The organism is Mordavella massiliensis (genome assembly GCF_016902415.1).
GTDB classification, from domain to species: Bacteria; Bacillota; Clostridia; order Lachnospirales; family Lachnospiraceae; genus Merdimonas; species Merdimonas faecigallinarum.
On sequence record NZ_JACJLV010000048.1, the window covers coordinates 1 to 14692 of the forward strand.

17 protein-coding genes and 2 tRNA genes are annotated in these 14692 nt (G+C 50.2%); 14 read left to right on the forward strand and 5 right to left on the reverse strand.

Going from position 1 to position 14692, the window contains the following annotated elements; translation table 11 throughout:
• The first annotated feature begins 114 nt into the window (after positions 1 to 114).
• From H6A13_RS11140 to H6A13_RS11170, 7 genes are all read left to right on the forward strand, one after another.
• The gene (locus tag H6A13_RS11140; protein WP_204909644.1) at positions 115 to 450 is read left to right on the forward strand and encodes a nucleotidyltransferase domain-containing protein; all 336 of its coding nucleotides are present in this window, start codon (positions 115 to 117) and stop codon (positions 448 to 450) included.
• Positions 451 to 573: 123 nt separating this feature from the next.
• Complete coding sequence (locus tag H6A13_RS13340) at positions 574 to 720, forward strand: hypothetical protein (RefSeq protein WP_243424787.1); 147 nt, start codon at positions 574 to 576, stop codon at positions 718 to 720.
• Positions 721 to 1082: 362 nt separating this feature from the next.
• Positions 1083 to 2099, forward strand: coding sequence for a glycosyltransferase family 2 protein (locus tag H6A13_RS11150; protein WP_204909645.1), 1017 nt, complete (start codon positions 1083 to 1085; stop codon positions 2097 to 2099).
• Positions 2100 to 2134: 35 nt separating this feature from the next.
• Positions 2135 to 3007 (forward strand): LysR family transcriptional regulator, encoded by an 873-nt coding sequence (locus H6A13_RS11155; RefSeq protein WP_204909646.1) that lies wholly within the window; start codon positions 2135 to 2137, stop codon positions 3005 to 3007.
• Between the two features lie 144 nt (positions 3008 to 3151).
• Positions 3152 to 3934, forward strand: coding sequence for a carboxymuconolactone decarboxylase family protein (locus H6A13_RS11160; RefSeq protein ID WP_204909647.1), 783 nt, complete (start codon positions 3152 to 3154; stop codon positions 3932 to 3934).
• Positions 3892 to 4128, forward strand: a complete 237-nt coding sequence (locus H6A13_RS11165; protein WP_338043067.1) for a cupin domain-containing protein — start codon at positions 3892 to 3894, stop codon at positions 4126 to 4128. The genes H6A13_RS11160 and H6A13_RS11165 overlap by 43 nt, the downstream gene beginning before the upstream one ends.
• A 91-nt stretch (positions 4129 to 4219) precedes the next feature.
• The gene (locus H6A13_RS11170) at positions 4220 to 5947 is read left to right on the forward strand and encodes a S8 family peptidase (RefSeq protein WP_204909648.1); all 1728 of its coding nucleotides are present in this window, start codon (positions 4220 to 4222) and stop codon (positions 5945 to 5947) included.
• Between the two features lie 6 nt (positions 5948 to 5953).
• Here the strand turns inward: H6A13_RS11170 and H6A13_RS11175 are convergent, their stop codons facing one another.
• A complete protein-coding gene (locus H6A13_RS11175; RefSeq protein WP_204909649.1) occupies positions 5954 to 6844 on the reverse strand; it encodes an RluA family pseudouridine synthase in 891 nt (296 codons plus the stop codon).
• Between the two features lie 141 nt (positions 6845 to 6985).
• On the opposite strand from H6A13_RS11175, the gene H6A13_RS11180 reads away from it, so the two are divergent.
• The 4 genes from H6A13_RS11180 (at position 6986) to H6A13_RS11195 (ending at position 9348) form a co-directional block, all read left to right on the forward strand.
• Entirely contained in the window at positions 6986 to 8041 is a 1056-nt protein-coding gene (locus H6A13_RS11180; RefSeq protein ID WP_204909650.1) for an NUDIX domain-containing protein, read from the forward strand.
• Between the two features lie 15 nt (positions 8042 to 8056).
• On the forward strand, positions 8057 to 8869 hold the full coding sequence (locus H6A13_RS11185) for an EcsC family protein (RefSeq protein WP_204909651.1): 813 nt from the start codon (positions 8057 to 8059) through the stop codon (positions 8867 to 8869).
• Positions 8870 to 8926: 57 nt separating this feature from the next.
• Complete coding sequence (trxA, locus tag H6A13_RS11190; RefSeq protein ID WP_204909652.1) at positions 8927 to 9235, forward strand: thioredoxin; 309 nt, start codon at positions 8927 to 8929, stop codon at positions 9233 to 9235.
• Between the two features lie 40 nt (positions 9236 to 9275).
• Positions 9276 to 9348 (forward strand) — tRNA-Ala (locus tag H6A13_RS11195).
• Between the two features lie 93 nt (positions 9349 to 9441).
• Here H6A13_RS11195 and H6A13_RS11200 read toward each other — a convergent pair.
• Positions 9442 to 9516: transfer RNA gene (locus tag H6A13_RS11200), tRNA-Pro, on the reverse strand.
• Between the two features lie 149 nt (positions 9517 to 9665).
• Here H6A13_RS11200 and dapB point away from each other — a divergent pair.
• Positions 9666 to 10490, forward strand: coding sequence for a 4-hydroxy-tetrahydrodipicolinate reductase (gene dapB, locus H6A13_RS11205; protein WP_338043068.1), 825 nt, complete (start codon positions 9666 to 9668; stop codon positions 10488 to 10490).
• Here the strand turns inward: dapB and H6A13_RS11210 are convergent.
• The 3 genes from H6A13_RS11210 to H6A13_RS11220 are packed head-to-tail and all read right to left on the reverse strand — an operon-like array spanning position 10485 to position 13085.
• The gene (locus tag H6A13_RS11210) at positions 10485 to 11072 is read right to left on the reverse strand and encodes a nucleotidyl transferase family protein (protein WP_204909653.1); all 588 of its coding nucleotides are present in this window, start codon (positions 11070 to 11072) and stop codon (positions 10485 to 10487) included. The two genes, dapB and H6A13_RS11210, sit on opposite strands and share 6 nt — an antisense overlap.
• Positions 11069 to 12610: a PH domain-containing protein gene (locus H6A13_RS11215; RefSeq protein ID WP_204909654.1), complete on the reverse strand. Its 1542-nt coding sequence runs from the start codon at positions 12608 to 12610 to the stop codon at positions 11069 to 11071. Before H6A13_RS11215 ends, H6A13_RS11210 begins: the two co-directional genes overlap by 4 nt.
• On the reverse strand, positions 12594 to 13085 hold the full coding sequence (locus tag H6A13_RS11220) for a PH domain-containing protein (protein ID WP_204909655.1): 492 nt from the start codon (positions 13083 to 13085) through the stop codon (positions 12594 to 12596). Before H6A13_RS11220 ends, H6A13_RS11215 begins: the two co-directional genes overlap by 17 nt.
• A 158-nt stretch (positions 13086 to 13243) precedes the next feature.
• Here H6A13_RS11220 and arcC point away from each other — a divergent pair, with 158 nt between their 5' ends.
• Both arcC and H6A13_RS11230 read left to right on the forward strand, forming a co-directional pair.
• Positions 13244 to 14176 (forward strand): carbamate kinase, encoded by a 933-nt coding sequence (gene arcC / locus H6A13_RS11225; RefSeq protein WP_204909656.1) that lies wholly within the window; start codon positions 13244 to 13246, stop codon positions 14174 to 14176.
• Positions 14177 to 14276: 100 nt separating this feature from the next.
• On the forward strand, positions 14277 to 14528 hold the full coding sequence (locus H6A13_RS11230; protein WP_204909657.1) for a PRC-barrel domain-containing protein: 252 nt from the start codon (positions 14277 to 14279) through the stop codon (positions 14526 to 14528).
• Positions 14529 to 14692: the final 164 nt, after the last annotated feature.

Here is a 14692-nt window from a genome sequence, read left to right on the forward strand (position 1 = left end):
AGATCCACAGTGCTTAAGTAAATATATCAGATTAGGATTGAATTACCCAGTAGAAACTGGGAGAAAGGAGAAAATCCAATCACTATCTAATATGATTGGATTATACGTGATAATATGACGGAAAAAAAGATCAGAGAAGTCATAGATAAATTTGCAGAAGAAGCAAAAAGAATATATGGAATAAAACTGGAAGGGCTTATCCTCTATGGTTCCTGCGCGCGCGGGGATTTTCAAAATGACAGTGATATCGATATTTTGATTTTGTTAAATGTTCCATTGGAGGATATCAGTTCTGAGAGAAATCGTATTCTGGACATATCAGATAAGCTTGATCTGGAGTATGATGTCGTATTGGCGCCGGTTGTTCAGAATTATGAATTGTATCAGAAATACATTCCGGTGTCATCATTTTATCAGAACGTGGAGAGAGAAGGTGTGAAGATTGCCTGAGTACAGTTCCCTACAAAAAGATTATGCGAAATATAGAATAGAGCGTGCCAGAGAAGATCTGGACGCAGCCCGTCTGCTTTATGATGCATTAAAGAAGGTATCTTTCCGACAGAGATATCCAAGATGATTGGTTCAGCATTTACAATTCGTAATGCCTCGGACTATGATGACATGTTTATTGCAAGTAAACATGATACGGAAGAACAGATAAAAAATGCTGAACATGTGTATCATGTTCTGGCGGAATATATTAATCGTCAAATTTCCTAAATTAGCGGAAGAAGATTTCCGCAAAAATTTCGCATATCCTGATTTGATGAAGGAAAGGGATAGATTGGAAAGTGGTGCAGAAAAACCCATAAAAAGGGAGGATGCCGGGTGACTGAGTATTCAGTCCCCGGCATGTATTATGAAAAAGTTTATTCCAAGCATTGCTGCGTACCGTCTTATTTTTTTTGACAGTTTTAGTATAGGAAAAAGCTGTGAAGAAATAGTGATGTATAAATGAAAGATTTTTGAAAGATAAATGAACAAATTATGAACATTAACAGAGATTTTACGGATAATCCGTTGGAAAAGGGCAGAAAATGATATATACTATAAAAACACAGATGAAGAAAGGAATCAGAGAGATGAAGTATATATCATTTGCGATCCCATGTTACAATTCACAGGAGTACATGTCCCACGCGATCGAGAGCATTCTGCCCGGCGGAGAAGATGTGGAGATCATCGTTGTCAACGACGGCTCCAAGGATGATACGCTGAAGATCGCACGGGAGTATGAGGCGAAATATCCGCAGATTGTCCGGGTGGTGGACAAGGAAAACGGCGGGCACGGAGACGCGGTAAATTCCGGTCTTGCGGCTGCGTCCGGCAAATATTTTAAGGTTGTGGACAGCGACGACTGGGTAGACGAAGAGGCGCTGCAGAAGATCCTGGGTCTTTTGCGCCGGCTGGAGGACGAGGAAGAAGAGATCGATATGCTCGTCTCCAATTATGTGTATGAAAAGGTGGGAGTGGAGCATAAGAAATGTATCCATTACCGCAATGTGCTTCCCCAGGATGAGATCTTTCACTGGGATGACATCGGACATTTCCATCTGGGCCAGTATATCCTGATGCATTCCGTGATCTACCGGACAGACCTGCTGAAACTGATCCAGTTAAGGCTGCCGAAGCATACGTTTTATGTGGACAACATTTATGTATATTACCCCCTGCCCCACGTAAGAAAAATCTATTATCTGGATGTGGATTTCTATCGTTATTACATTGGACGGGAAGATCAGTCGGTAAATGAAAAGGTGATGATCAGCCGGGTGGACCAGCAGATTTTTGTGACGAAATCCATGATCGACATGTATGATCTTAGTAAGATTTCCTGCAAGAAACTGCGCGCGTACATGATCAATTATCTGGCGATCATGATGACGGTTTCCTCGATCCTTCTGATCCGCTCCAAGAAGAAAGAGAATCTGGATAAGAAAAAAGATCTCTGGGTTTATCTGAAGAAAAAAGACTTTAAAGTCTTCTTTAAGATCCGTTATGGCATATTAGGACAGACCATGAATATTCCGGGAAAGCCCGGAAGGAAAATTTCTTCTCTGGCCTACATTGTAGCCAGAAGACTGGTGGGATTTAATTAGGAACTTTGCAAAAGCTGTGATGGGAGGTGATGGATATGGAATTGCGCGTGCTGAAATATTTTCTGACGGTAGCGGATGAAGGAAATATTACGAGAGCTGCGGATATCCTTCATGTCACCCAGCCCACCTTAAGCCGCCAGCTGATAGAGTTGGAAGACGAACTGGGAACAGCGCTCCTGATCCGGGGAAAGCGTTCTGTGACTTTGACAGATGAGGGTTTCCTTTTTAAACAGCAGGCGGAAATGATCGTGGAGCTCTCGGACAAGCTGGAACATACCTTTAAAGATAAAAAAGACGTGGTCTGCGGCACCATCCGGATTGGCGCTTCAGAGGCAGTAGGCTGCCGTGCGCTGGCCCTCTACATGAAAGAATTCCGTGAGAAATATCCGGATGTCCAGTTTGATCTCTACAATGGGATGGCAGACAACATCAAAGAGAGGCTGGAACGAGGGCTACTTGACCTGGGGCTTGTTCTGGAGCCCATTGATACTGCAAAATTTGAATATGTAAGGCTTCCCCAGAAAGAAACCTGGGGACTCCTTTTGAGAAAGGATCACGAACTTGCGGAAAAGGAAACATTAACTGTGGAGGAGATCCGGCAGTATCCTCTGATCATGCCGGGAAGAGAGAATGCAAAAGAGGAAGTTCTTCACTGGATGCAGTGCGAGGAAAGACATCTGGACATCCCGGCTTTTTACAATCTTCTTTCCAACGCTGCATTGCTGGTAGAGGCCGGGATGGGCTGCGCAGTCTGTCTGGACGGCGCATTGTCCATACATGCGGATCCCAGTCTTTGTTTTCGCCAGATTCTGCCGGAGCACACAACAAGGAGTGTGATCCTGTGGAAAAAGAATCATCTATTTTCTCGGGCGGCGTCCCTTTTCGTACAGACAATCCAAGAATATTAAAAATGGTCATGACATCAGCTAAAACGCCGGTGCCGTGGCTTTTTTTATTTCATAGATATACGAAAAACGTATGGTTTTTCATAGCAGACAGGTATTAGACAGGATATAGAAGACGGGGGATAATAAATAAAAAAGAGGTAAATTATGAATCGAAAAGAAAGAACAGAACAAAAAATGCAGGAGCTGTTTCACAGCCATGCCGCCGGGGATGAAGGAACGGACGGCGAATTCATGCAGATCCTGCAAGGTTACATTTTTGGAGACGTCTGCTATACAGGCAGTCTGGACAACCGCATGAGGGAGCTGGTCACGGTTACCGTGCTGACCACGCTTAGCGCCCTGCCCCAGATCAAAGCCCATGTGCAGGCCAGCCTCAACGCCGGCTGCACACCGGTGGAGATCCGGGAGGCAGTTTACCAGTGCGCGTCCTTTATCGGTTTTCCAAAGACACTTAATGCCATCAGTGCCATGAACGAAGTGTTTGCGGAGAATGGGATTGAACTGCCCCTGCCGTCCCAAAAGACTTTGGCCGGTGAAAACGATGAGGAGCGCTATCAGAAAGGATTAAAGATCCAGGAGCCTCTCTATGGAACAGAGATCGCGGACCGCTATACCTGGCTGCCCGGCGAGTTTGCCCAGGTAGTGCCCCGCTTTTTGACTGAACTGTGCTTCGGGGACTTTCAGACCCGTGCCGGCCTCGATGGCAAGACCCGTGAGTTACTCACGGTAGTGTTGCTGGCGGCTTTGGGCGGCACAGAAGTGCAGTTGAAAAGCCATGTGGAAGGAGCGCTGAAGGCTGGTAACAGCCGGGAAGAAGTGGTCTGCGCTCTGGTCCATGCCAGCGGCTATATGGGGCTTCCCCGTCTGTTCAATGCGCTGAACGAGTGCAGGGAATTGTTGGAAGTGGAAGAAGATGGTCCTATCTGAATCCCCTGACAGAGGCGGGGAAATGCCCGGTATTTCTGGCAAATGTCACCTTTGAGCCGGGGTGCCGCAACAACTGGCACGGAGCCAAAAAGGACAGCTGGTTTTCCCACATTGCAGTAGAAGTGCCAGGTGAAGAGACCGGGAACGAGTGGTGCGAACCGGTGGATGATGAGGCCTACAACGGGCTGGAGTAAGAGAAGCCGGTATGCAAACGAACAAGGCAGGTATATTCCTGCAGCCGAGCCACATACGATACATCAGATAGGATCTGGAAGGAGTCGTTGCATGGCTGTAGACGTTCGCGATATTTACGGAAGTCAGAAGATAGAAAATCTTTTGAATCTGGCGCTGGAGGCCACCGGTGAAGAGCGGGCAAAATCGCCGGAACTGGAAGTGGGTTTTAATCCGGAAACGAAGACCTGGGAACTGATCATCAAGTATTCGGGTGATCTTAAGGAGGTCCGGGAGCTGGCCGAAGAGGTCTATGAACTGCAAAATGAGTATGCGGTTCTGCTTGTCCGGGAGGACCGGATCCGGGAAATGGCTTCCCTGCCGGAAGTAGAATACATTGAAAAACCAAAGAGGCTGTTTTTTGAAGTGGAAAACGGAAGACGGGTTTCCTGTATCGATGCGGTACAGGGAGCCCGTTTTGCTTTATCCGGACAGGGCGTACTGATCGGAATCCTGGATTCCGGCCTGGATTATGCCAATCCGGATTTTCTTACTGCGGAGGGGAAGACCCGGATCCGGGCGCTCTGGGATCAGGAGGAGAACCGGGAATATACAGAGGAGGAGATCAACAGGGCCCTGGAGGAGGAAGACCCGGTTGCGAGAAAACAGATCGTCTCTAGTGAGGATACCTCGGGCCATGGAACAGCGGTCGCCGGGATCGCTGCTGGAAACGGCCGGGGGAGCGGCGGCCGATATGCGGGCGTGGCGCCGGAGAGTCCGCTGGTGATCGTCAAGCTGGCAAGAGCGAGGGCAGGCGGATTTCCCCGGACCACAGAACTGATGCGGGGGCTGGATTATGTGATTCGCAAGGCACAGGAATACCAGAACCCCATCGCCGTGAATATCAGCTTTGGAAATACCTATGGATCTCATGACGGCACCTCGCTTCTGGAGCGGTTTATCGATGATCTGGCAAATATCTGGAAAAGCGTGATCTGCATTGGCACAGGCAATGAAGCTGCAGGCGCCGGGCATACCGCAGGAGTCTTAAAAGAAGGCGAGAATACCGTGATCCGCCTGGCCGTGCAGGAACGGCAGGCCGGGTTCGGTATCCAGATCTGGAAAGAGTATACAGATGAGACGGAGATTGCGCTGGTCAGTCCAAGCGGCGTAAGAGTCGGGCCGGTACAGGCGATCCTGGGGCCTCAGCGGTTTACGGTGGAAGATACAGAAGTGCTTCTATACTATGGAGAACCAAGTCCTTACAGTACAGCCCAGGAAATATACATGGAACTTCTTCCCAAAAGCAGCTGGGTGGATGACGGCGTCTGGCAGATCGTCCTGACGCCCGGCCGTATCCTTTCGGGTGCTTATGAACTCTGGCTGCCCGGCGAAGAGATCCTGAACCGGGAGACGGGATTTCTGTCTCCGGTAAGCCGCACCACGCTTACCATCCCTTCTACGTCATTTCGGGCTGTCAGCGTAGGGGCATATAATGCCCGGACCTTTGCATATGCGGATTTTTCGGGAAGAGGATATCCCAGAGGGAATCCGCAGGTGAAACCGGATCTTGTGGCGCCTGGGGTAGATGTGGTCTCTGCCAAGGCGGGCGGCGGTTACGGACAGTTTACCGGCACATCGTTTGCCACGCCCTTTGTCACAGGGGGCGCGGCGCTTTTAATGGAATGGGGGATTGTAAAAGGAAACGATCCGTATCTGTACGGGGAGAAGGTGAAGGCATATCTCCACAAAGGGGCGGCCAGACTGCCGGGATTTGACAGCTACCCCAATCCGCAGGTGGGATATGGGGCTTTGTGCCTGCGAAATAGCCTGCCAATATAGGGAAAATTATCCCTCAAGAACTTTCTGCATATCTTCCGGCAGGGGAGCGGTAAACTCCATCCATTGTCCAGTGATCGGATGGGAAAAACTTAAGCGGTGGGAGTGAAGCGCCTGCCGGGTGATCCATTCCATATCAGGATTATAAAGATAATCCCCAATCAAAGGATAACCAAGATATTTCATATGGATCCGTATCTGATGGGTGCGGCCGGTTTCCAGGCGTACGGAAACCAGGCTGTGCCCGTTTTTTTCGTCCAGAAGCCGGTAGTGGGTTACGGCCGGCTCTCCTTTTTCAAAATCCACAAACCGCTCAATGATCGAGCCCTCTTTTCGGCCGAGAGGAGCGCAGATCGTGCCGGATTCCGGGCTGATCTTCCCGCAGACAATGGCAAGATATTCCCGGCGGACCTCCTTTTTCTTTGTCATGGCTGATAAGATGCTGCCGCTGACCAGATGCTTGGCGACCACAGTGAGGCCGGAAGTGTCCCGGTCCAGCCGGTTGCAGCACCGGAAGATAAAAGGCTTGCCCTGCTCCTGATAATACCATGCCAGCGCATTGGCAAGAGAACCGGTGTAATGGTTCAAAGATGGATGGATCGGCATGCCTGCCGGTTTATTTACGACAATCAGGTCTTCGTCCTCATAGACGATGGAAAGAGGAGCGTAGACGGGCGGGATTTTTTCGGAACATTTCTGTTCGTTGATACGAACCTGAAGCTGGTCGCCGGCCGCCAGCGGATGCTTCATGTAACAGGGAACACCGTTTACCAGGATGCTTTCCGGCATTCGTTTGATAGAAGCAAGATTCTGGGCAGAGTAGCCCATCCGGCGGAGAAACTGCTCCACTCGCAGTCCGTCCTGCTGGGTTGTGATAGGGTAAATGATTGTGCGGTCCATAGATATCCTCCTGACATTTCTCCAAGTATAGCACAGAAAAGGACGGGGCGGGAACCGGAATTTTTAATAGATTTTTAAGTTGTGCCACATCGGGAAATGAAGTAGTATGGTAATGGAGACAGGAGAGGAAGGCGAAGCAAAATGACAGGATTAAGCACGCTGTGTTATATAGAAAAGGACGGAAAATATCTGATGCTTCACCGGACGGTGAAGAAAAAGGACGTCAATAAAGACAAATGGATTGGCGTCGGCGGACACTTTGAGGCGGATGAAAGCCCGGAGGAATGTGTCCTGCGGGAAGTAAAGGAGGAGACCGGTTATACGCTGACCTCCTACCGGTACCGGGGGATCGTCACATTTGTTTCCGGAAACGGCGTGACAGAATATATGTCGCTCTTTACGGCGGACGGCTTTGAAGGAACGCCCATTCCCTGTGATGAAGGTGAACTGGAATGGGTGGATATTGATGAGGTCTGGAAGCTGAACATCTGGGAAGGGGACAAGATCTTTTTCCGGCTGCTGGACGAACGGGAGGATTTCTTCTCTTTGAAGCTGGTCTATGACGGGCACGATCGTCTGGTGTCTGCGGCACTTGACGGACAGCCCATGGAGCTTTTTGATATCCTGAACCCGGACGGCAGCAAAAGCGGGATCGTAAGAGAACGGGGCGTGGCGCACCGGGAGGGAAGTCTTCACGGGACAGTGCATATGTGGATCGTCCGCCCGAATGAAGCAGGCGGGTACGATGTGCTGCTGCAGAAAAGAAGCGCCTGCAAGGATTCCAACCCCGGCTGTTACGACATCTCATCGGCGGGACATATAGAAGCTGGAGATGAGCCGTTGCCTGCGGCGGTGCGGGAGATGGAAGAAGAACTGGGACTTCGGGTGCGCCCGGAGGAGCTTGCCTTTATTGGTGTTCACCATGGTGCCTTTGAGGCGGAATTTTACGGGCGGATGTTCCGGGACAATGAGTTAAGTTATGTATATCTTTACACCGGGCCGGTAGATGTCACAGACCTGAAGCTGCAGGAAGACGAGGTGGAGTCTGTTCTGTGGATGGATTATGAGGAGTGCCGGCAGCAGGTGGAGGCAGGAACCCTTGCCAACTGCATTTATCTGGACGAGTTCCGGATGGTTGGGGAAGCCCTGGAGAAGCAGAGCGGCGGGCAGGAAAACGGACGAAAAAAGGGAGAATAGCAGGAGGCGGTCCTTATGTTGCGTCAGAACCGGTGGGAAAAAGAATGGATGATACTGGAGAAAAAAGAACTCCGTTATCTGGAGCGCCAGCGGGAAGAGAAAAAACCTTCGGCCCTTCGGCAAAAATTGGAAGAAAAGATTCCGGAAAAGCTGGAAGATACCTTAAATGCGGCTTTTGTCAAGGCTTTTGATCTGGTGTTTGAAAAGGGAACCGGGATCATTGAAAAGACCTATAACAAAGAGCAGCAGAAAATGGATTATCAGGTCCGTGAATATGCAGCCGGGTTAAAGGCAAACCGTAAGACGGTGAAGGCGTTCGACAGGCAGTCACAGGCCGCCAGGGCGAAGAATCTGGCTATTTCCGGCGTGGAGGGAGTGGGACTTGGCCTGCTGGGCGTTGGCATTCCGGATATCCCGCTTTTTACAGCCGTTATTTTAAAAAGTGTGTACGAGATTGCCCTGACATACGGTTTTACATATGAGAGCGAAGAAGAACAGTGGTTTATCCTGAAGATCATTGAGACCGCGCTGCGGAAAGGAGCGGAGCTGGAACAGGGGAATGCACTTTTGAACGGGTGGATAGACAGCCAGGCGAGGGGCGGCCATATGGGCGAGAAAGAAGCAGCCGGAAAGCAGCAGGAACAAAGGCGCCGGACCGCAGATGCATTGTCGGAAGCGCTCCTGTACATGAAATTTTTGCAGGGGATCCCGGTGGCTGGCGTTGCCGGAGGCATCTCCAACACGATTTATCTGAAGAAGATCACAGATTATGCAGAATTAAAATACAAACGACGGTTCCTAAGAGCCAGACTGCCGGAAGGCAGATAGAAATCACAGACAATCAAGTTACAAAGTCGCATATTGTGCAGAAAGGAGAAAAGAGCGATGGCAGTAGTACATTTAACCAAGGAAAACTTTCAAAAGGAGGTACTGGAATCTGATATTCCGGTATTTGTAGATTTCTGGGCGACCTGGTGTGGTCCCTGCCAGATGGTGGGCCCCATTGTGGAAGAACTTGCAGAAGAAGCAGAAGGTGTGAAGATCTGCAAAGTAGACGTAGATCAGCAGCCGGAACTGGCCAGACAGTACAAGGTAATGTCCATTCCCACCTTCCTGGTTTTCCGGGACGGAGAAGTGGTAAAGCGGGATATGGGATACAAACCCAAAGATGAGCTTTTGGATTTGTTAAAATAATTCTTTGATTTTCGCTCCGGATGTGCTATACTCCTCTCATGGGGTATTAGCGCAGTTGGGAGCGCGCCACACTGGCAGTGTGGAGGCCACGGGTTCAAGTCCCGTATACTCCACTTTTTTTGTGCAATATTTCAAATGGGGACGGGGGATTTTCGAAAATCCCCCGTCCCCATTTGGCATCCCATCTAATTATGGGCATGAAAAAATCGGGGTAACAGGATTCGAACCTGCGACCTCACGGCCCCCAGCCGTGCGCTCTAACCAAACTGAGCCATACCCCGATAACAAAGTCTATTATACTCGAAACGTGTCGTATATTGCAAGTCTTTTTTTACATAAATTTCCCATAAGCAGAAAGAGTATGATTTCCTTTTTATTTTATCCAGTTTTCCGGTGATTTATGCTACAATAAAAAAAGAGACAGCTATGAATGATCATAGAGAAAGGAACAAAGCATATGAAAGTAATCGTTATGGGCCCGAGAGGCAAGATGGGGAAACTGATCACGCAGGTGGCCGCGCAGAGAGAAGATATGGAACTTGTGGCGGGCGTGGCTCCGAAGGGAAGAGACTATATCGGCACGGATCTTGGAACGGCGGCTATGGTCGGCCGGGAACTGGGGGTTCCGGTGACAGACGACCTGGCGTCCGTGATCGACGACTGTGATGTGATCATTGATTTTTCTACAAAAGAGGCGGCCATGGAGGTGCTTGACCTGGCTGTGGCTCACGGCAAGGCGCTGGTGTGCGGCACGACAGGGTTTGGCCCGGAGGAAATGAACCGGTTCCGCGAGGCGTCAGAGAAGATCCCTATGCTGTATGCGGCAAACACTTCCAAAATGGTAAATGTTATGAACAAACTGCTGGAAATGGTGGTGAATATCTTAAAGGATGATGTAGATGTAGAAATCCTGGAAATGCATGACCAGTGGAAAAAAGACGCGCCAAGCGGCACGTCAAAAGAAATGGGAGAGATCATGGCCCATGCGATGGGAAAGGAACTCTCCGATATTGCTGTTTATGGAAGAGAAGGCGCTTCTCCGAGGGTTCCGGGAACGATCGGATACCACTCTTTGCGGGCGGGCAATATCCCCAGCAGCCACACCGTTTTCTTTGGCGGCATGGGAGAGCGGCTGGAGATCACCCATCATTCGTATAACTGGGAATGCTTTGCAAGAGGCGCCTGCGATTGCGCGGCCTATCTTGCAGGCAAACCGGCAGGATTCTATACGATCCAGGACGTGCTTGGCCTATAAAAGGCTTGCGTCCTTTTCCGCCATCCGCATCTGCTCCAGGCGTTTGATGCGTTTGTCCAGTTCATGGGAGGTCAGATAGGCGGAAACACTTTTGGGAACCAGGTGTGTCCACTCCTGATCCGTGGCGATGCAGCTTCGGATCCAGGAGGCGGTCACACCTTTTTCAGCTAACGTCTTGCGCCAGAGCACTTCGATGTTCAGCCCCAGATCCTTCAATATCTTGTATTTTTCTTCATCCCATTCATCACAGAGTCCCATAAAATAGACAGCGTCCTTTGGCACATACTGGAGAATGTATTCCGGGCAGCTGATCGGGAAGGGCAGAATGTCATATTCTGATTCCGGCACGCGGAATTCTGCCATGGCGCCCCGGATCATCTCGTACCGCTCAAAATAAGTGAGCGGATTGGCGGAGCGCTCCGAACGCCGGATATCATGAACCGATTCCCTGGTATGCAGATTATCCGGATTGGTGATCCCGATATATAATTTCCGGCAGCGCATCTTTGCGGCCAGAATGTATTCCATATGTTTCAAATGAAGTGGTTGAAATCTTCCGTGTACAACACCGATGTCGATCATGCTTGTTCTCCTTTTTCGTTGATAGGATTAGTATACCCCCGCTGTTCTTTTGAATGCAAGAGCCTTCTCCGGAAGAAGTCGATTTTTTTCGAAGAGAAATACGGCAGATCGTGGATCTGGTTGCCGGCGCCGGCCAGCAGATGCAGGCGTCCCTTCTGCAGATGCAAAAGCATGGCCAGCGGATTCTGTTTTAGTTCTACGTACTGGATCTGATGGTAGGCTGCCATGGTGACGCGCCGCCCCAGATATCCGTTGACTGCCAGGACATAGTCTTCTTTCAGAGCACATCCGCAGGTCAGATACCGGAGGATCATCAAAAGGAGGCATCCGCCTGCCATAAGAAGCGGCGCGGCGATGCACCAGAAGGCGGTCAGGATCTGGAACCAGTAAAGGCTCCAGGACAGAAAACCAAGGAGCAGTCCGGCGATGCCAAAGGGGATCAGCCAGACGGCCCAGACCCTGGCAGGCTGTCTTTGGACGTCCAGTTCCAGGGAATCTGCGAATTCCGGCAGAAGGCTGGAGAGCCTTTTTAACAGTGTATCTTTTCTGCAGTATAAGACCAGAAAAGAATTGCGGTCATTTCCCTCGTCTCCCATGCCGATATTGATGATCTCTGCCATATAGCGGCCGCCAATCCTAGCGGACAAGGTCTGGTTGATCTTAAGAGCCTGGATCTTGTCGACCGGAACGGTGTAGCTGACTTTGCGAAGAAGTCCGTACTGGATGTACAGCCGGTCTTCCAATCGTCTGACGCGGAAATTATAATATTGGATGAAGCCTCTTGCAATATCCCAGAAGGAGGAGGCAAAGAGGCCGAAGATCACCAGGAAAGACACCAGGAATCCGGCCAGTCCTTCGGTGGAGCCGGAGAAGATGGCTTCGCGGATGGAAAACACAGCGCCTGCGATACTTAAGACAAGGATCAGCAGGGAAAACAGGCTGATGGAAAAGAAGCCGTGCGCCAGGATATCTCCAAAATCAGCATGGGAATCAAAGGACGCCGGGGCATCCGGCATGGCGGCCGCCTCTGGCTGAGGAGCCGGCGCATCCTGATGCATCATGGACATCAGATGCTGTTTCAGGGCCTCCGCCTGGGCGGTTTTCAGAAGGATCTGCACATCGGTCTTATTTGCGGTAGACAGACTATTGGTATCCAGTTTCAGTTTGCTGGTGCCGATCAGCATTTCAAAAAGATTCTGCTCCATATTTACATTGGAAATGCTGGACGCGGCGATGGTGTATTTCATCCGGTTCATGGTGTTGCGTTCAATAACCAGGGTATTTTCGCAGATGCTGATATAGGTTTTTGACCAGATCATGACCTGCCAGAGCACAAGGATCAAAAAGAGCACAAAGATCCCTGCAAGACCGGCGGCAAAGGCCGGGAGATTTTCGGAAATATGCCCAGCATCCTCAAGGAGGCCGGGAAGATTCTGGGAGAGATTACCAGCCAGCAGGGCACCTAAAAATACCAGTCCCCGGACCATCCGTTCGGCAACGATCGAGATATGATTGCGAAATCTAATTGGTGTTTCCATAGTCGTTCCTCTGTTCTGTTACAATCTGGTTGATCCGGCGGCGCAGGCTGTCGGCGATCTCCTCGGCCTGTTTTTCCTCCAGAAAGCGGATGGTGACATCTCCGCCGGCGGTAGTTACGATCACTTTGGCAACGCCAAAGATCTGGTCCAGAGGGCCTTTGGCGGTCTGCAGCTTGTGGAGCCGTTCGATGGGGACAATGTCCCGTCTGGTAAACAGATAGCCTTCCCGGATGTCGATGCACTCCTGGTTGATGCTGTACCGGTAGCGGTGATAGCGGAACCAGGGGCTGAAAAGAAGGTTCAGGCAGATCAGGACAGCCAGGATCAGGGAGGCCAGTTTGCCGGGAACAATGTCTTCCGGGATCAGGTAAAAATAATTGACAGCCCCCAGCACGGCCAGCGCCAGAAGGCTGGACAGCGCAGTGGAAACATACATGCATTTCAGCGCCTGGACGGACAGATTTTCATATTTCATATGGGAAATTCTCCTTTGTATTAAATGGTTAGTACAATTATATCGTTTAGAAGAGAAAAATGCAAGAGAGAAGAAGGTTGCTTTTTGGACAGATACAGACTATAATTTGGAGTATCACAGCATTCGGAAAATCTATGAGAAAATATGAGGTATCGAGTATGAAAAAAAGAGTCGTAGTAGCTTTAGGACACCGCGCACTGGGAACCACGCTGCCGGAGCAGAAAGAAGCAGTTAAAAAAACTGCGAAAGTGATCGCTGACATGATCGCTGCCGGATATCAGGCGGCCATCACCCACAGCAACGCGCCTCAGGTGGGCATGATCCATACAGCGATGAATGAATTTGGAAAAGCGCATCAGGATTATACTGCTGCGCCGATGTCTGTCTGCTCGGCCATGAGCCAGGGCTATATCGGCTATGACCTGCAGAATGCGATCAGGGAAGCGCTTCTCAACGAGGGGGTCTACCGGACGGTCAGCACGATCCTGACACAGGTGGTGGTAGATCCGTATGACGAAGCCTTCTATACACCCACCAAAGTGCTGGGAAGATATATGAATGCAGAAGAGGCAAATCTGGAGCGCAAAAAGGGGAATTATGTGGTGGAAGAGCCGGGGAAAGGATTCCGGCGTATCGTGTCTGCCCCGAATCCGGGCAAGATCGTGGAGATCGACGCCATCCGCGCCCTGCTGGACGCAGACCAGGTGGTGATCGCCTGCGGCGGAGGCGGTATCCCGGTGCTGCAGCAGGATAATCATTTAAAAGGCGCCAGCGCCGTGATCGAAAAAGACCTGACAGCAGGAAGGCTGGCAGAAGAGGTAGAGGCGGACACTCTGATCATCCTGACCAGCGTAGAAAAAGTAAAGCTGAACATGGGAAGACCGGAAGAAGAGGAACTGGGCGAGATCACACTGGAGCAGGCGAAGCAGTATATGGAAGAGGGACATTTTGGCGTCTACAATATGCTGCCCAAGTTTCGGGCCGCCACAGAATTTATTGAAAAAGGAGAGGGAAGAGAGGCTCTCATCACCTCTTTTGATAAATTAAACGACGCGCTGAAAGGAAAGACCGGCACCTGGATCCGCAGATAAAGACCGGGCCGGAAAAACGACAGAAACAGAACAAGCGAAAGCCGCATATACTGGAACAAGAGTATATGCGGCTTTTTTGTGCCGGAAAGGCGGGAGCGGGATGAGGCTTTGCGAGCTGGAAGAAAAAGAAGTGATCAATGCATGTGACTGTAAGAGGCTTGGGTATGTGGCGGATCTGATCATTGAAGAATGCACAGGCCGCATCGACGCTCTGATCGTGCCAAGAGGCGGGAAGCTCTGCGGTTTTTTCAGCGACGGCGGAGAGTATGTGATCCCCTTTGGCTGTGTAAAAAAGATCGGCCCGGATATCATTCTGGTGGAGATCCATGAAAAAAAGCAGCCGACTTTATGAAAAAGTAAGAAATGAGGCCGAAAAGTAGTTTGACTTCTGTTTGGCGGGCAGATATACTTATATTTATACAGATGCAAGTGAAAATAGATTTCAGTGGATGAATCTGCGAAGATAGAAAGGACGAAAGCTAGAATGAAATGCCCATATTGTAATCATCCTGATAC

What these genes read in the sequence shown, in the direction of transcription:
- H6A13_RS11140 (WP_204909644.1), top strand. Translation starts at nt 115, where the DNA reads ATGACGGAAAAAAAGATCAGAGAAGTCATAGATAAATTTGCAGAAGAA.
- H6A13_RS13340 (WP_243424787.1), top strand. Translation starts at nt 574, where the DNA reads ATGATTGGTTCAGCATTTACAATTCGTAATGCCTCGGACTATGATGAC.
- H6A13_RS11150 (WP_204909645.1), top strand. Translation starts at nt 1,083, where the DNA reads ATGAAGTATATATCATTTGCGATCCCATGTTACAATTCACAGGAGTAC.
- H6A13_RS11155 (WP_204909646.1), top strand. Translation starts at nt 2,135, where the DNA reads ATGGAATTGCGCGTGCTGAAATATTTTCTGACGGTAGCGGATGAAGGA.
- H6A13_RS11160 (WP_204909647.1), top strand. Translation starts at nt 3,152, where the DNA reads ATGAATCGAAAAGAAAGAACAGAACAAAAAATGCAGGAGCTGTTTCAC.
- H6A13_RS11170 (WP_204909648.1), top strand. Translation starts at nt 4,220, where the DNA reads ATGGCTGTAGACGTTCGCGATATTTACGGAAGTCAGAAGATAGAAAAT.
- H6A13_RS11175 (WP_204909649.1), bottom strand. Translation starts at nt 6,844, where the DNA reads ATGGACCGCACAATCATTTACCCTATCACAACCCAGCAGGACGGACTG.
- H6A13_RS11180 (WP_204909650.1), top strand. Translation starts at nt 6,986, where the DNA reads ATGACAGGATTAAGCACGCTGTGTTATATAGAAAAGGACGGAAAATAT.
- H6A13_RS11185 (WP_204909651.1), top strand. Translation starts at nt 8,057, where the DNA reads ATGTTGCGTCAGAACCGGTGGGAAAAAGAATGGATGATACTGGAGAAA.
- trxA (WP_204909652.1), top strand. Translation starts at nt 8,927, where the DNA reads ATGGCAGTAGTACATTTAACCAAGGAAAACTTTCAAAAGGAGGTACTG.
- dapB (WP_338043068.1), top strand. Translation starts at nt 9,666, where the DNA reads ATGATCATAGAGAAAGGAACAAAGCATATGAAAGTAATCGTTATGGGC.
- H6A13_RS11210 (WP_204909653.1), bottom strand. Translation starts at nt 11,072, where the DNA reads ATGATCGACATCGGTGTTGTACACGGAAGATTTCAACCACTTCATTTG.
- H6A13_RS11215 (WP_204909654.1), bottom strand. Translation starts at nt 12,610, where the DNA reads ATGGAAACACCAATTAGATTTCGCAATCATATCTCGATCGTTGCCGAA.
- H6A13_RS11220 (WP_204909655.1), bottom strand. Translation starts at nt 13,085, where the DNA reads ATGAAATATGAAAATCTGTCCGTCCAGGCGCTGAAATGCATGTATGTT.
- arcC (WP_204909656.1), top strand. Translation starts at nt 13,244, where the DNA reads ATGAAAAAAAGAGTCGTAGTAGCTTTAGGACACCGCGCACTGGGAACC.
- H6A13_RS11230 (WP_204909657.1), top strand. Translation starts at nt 14,277, where the DNA reads ATGAGGCTTTGCGAGCTGGAAGAAAAAGAAGTGATCAATGCATGTGAC.